Source organism: Streptomyces phyllanthi (genome assembly GCF_009377205.1).
Taxonomy (GTDB): domain Bacteria; phylum Actinomycetota; class Actinomycetes; order Streptomycetales; family Streptomycetaceae; genus Streptomyces; species Streptomyces phyllanthi.
The window spans coordinates 1-1,631 of the sequence record NZ_VJZE01000872.1 but is presented as its reverse complement, the minus strand read 5'-3'; the positions used below and the strand labels follow the sequence as shown (position 1 = coordinate 1,631).

1 protein-coding gene is annotated in these 1,631 nt (G+C 69.1%); it reads right to left on the bottom strand.

The annotated features are described in order from the left end of the window. Positions 1 to 46: 46 nt before the first annotated feature. Positions 47 to 1,600 (bottom strand): glycoside hydrolase, encoded by a 1,554-nt coding sequence (locus FNH04_RS45755; protein WP_152792114.1) that lies wholly within the window; start codon positions 1,598 to 1,600, stop codon positions 47 to 49. Between the last annotated feature and the right edge of the window lie 31 nt (positions 1,601 to 1,631).

The following is a 1,631-nucleotide window of genomic DNA, read 5'->3' as shown; positions in this document are numbered from 1 at the left end:
GGCGCGCCCGGCCAAGCACGCCGCGCACCGCCCCCTCCCCGCTCGCCTAAATCACCACGCCGTCCACCTGCAACGTCTGCACCGCCCCCGCCGCGAACGACGCGCTCACCGACTTGCCGCTCAGGAACGTGTTCGAGTACGAGCGGTAGCGGTCGCTGCCGCTGGAGGTGTGGGTGTTCCAGCGGGGGACGAGGCCGCCGGAGCCGCCGGTCACCGTGGTGAAGCGGGAGAGGTCGAAGGTCAGGGTCTGGGCGGAGGTCGACTTGTTGACCGCCACGATCACCAGGCGGCGAGCCGACGCGCTGTACGCCGCCACCGCGTAGTCGACGCCCGTGTTCAGGATCGTCATGCCCGGGCGGATGTGACGGCTGAACTGGGCCATCACGTGGTACTTGGTCTGGACGGTGGTCGGCTGGAGGGTGTTCTGGTCGTACGCGATCATGGCCCAGCCCGCCGTCGGGTCCATCACCTGCCAGTAGACCCACGCCGTCGGGTGCAGCCAGCGGAAGTCCATGCAGAGGTTCGACGCCATGGTGTAGCCCGTGCCGTCGCTGTCGCCCGTCTCCGAGTTCCACAGCTTCTTGCCGGCCGTCGTCACCACGTCCGTGTAGAGCAGGTCGCGGCGGCCGCCCGCGCCCTGGTAGCCGTGCACGTTGACCTGGCTGACCAGACCCTTCGTGGTGGAGTTGAAGGAGTTCCAGGTCGAGCGGGCCGTGTCGTAGTTCGTCTCGTCGGACGCCGCGATACGGATGCCCGTGAGGCCCCGCTTGTCCAGCTCACTGCGCATGTAGGGGAGTACGGCGGCCTGGACCGCCGGGTCCATGTGACAGCCCTCCTGGGTGCCCGTGGCCGTCCACCAGCTGGAGGCCGGCTCGTTGAAGGGGTCGACCGTCGCGAAGTTCACGCCCCAGTTGTTCCTGGCGCGGAGGGCCACCTCGGCCAGGTGGGAGGCGTGCTGGCGGTAGTTCCAGGACTGGAGGTTGTTGCCGCCGCCGGACGCGCCCGACGGGTTGTGGTTCAGGCACATCCACCACATGGGGGAGTTGGCGAACAGCTCGGTCGTCGCGCCCCGTGCCACCGCCTTGGTCAGCATGGACCGCTGTGCCGCGTCCACCGACCAGTTCCAGGCGGAGGAGGAGGCGTCCTCGTTGTTCCAGTCCTGCCAGAAGCCCTCGATCTGCTTGAAGGCGGGGATGTTGGGCGACTCGACCATGGTCTCGCCGTTCACGCTGTTCCAGCTGCACGCGCCGAGGTTGTAACGGGCGATGTTGAGGCCCAGGCCGGGGAGCGTCGTGCCGTTGTACGTCACGTTGTTGGTGGTGAAGAAGATGTCGGCGAAGTCGGTGCGGGTGCCGAAGACGTTCGCCCACCAGGCCAGGGACGTGCCCCAGCCCTCCCAGGTGCCGTACGTCGTCCCGGGGTTGACCGCGATCGTCGCGTCGGCCCGGGCCACGCCCGTACCCAGCGCGCCGCCGAGGACCGCGCCGCCCGCGGCGGCCAACAGGGCTCTGCGGCGGAAGGCCGGGCGCTGAAACGGTTCTGTGCCAGGGGGTGCCGACTGCGGCTGGTCCTGGCTGTCGGGTCTCTGTGAAGTGGTCATGTCAGCTCCGGGGGTGCGGGTGCCAAGGGGG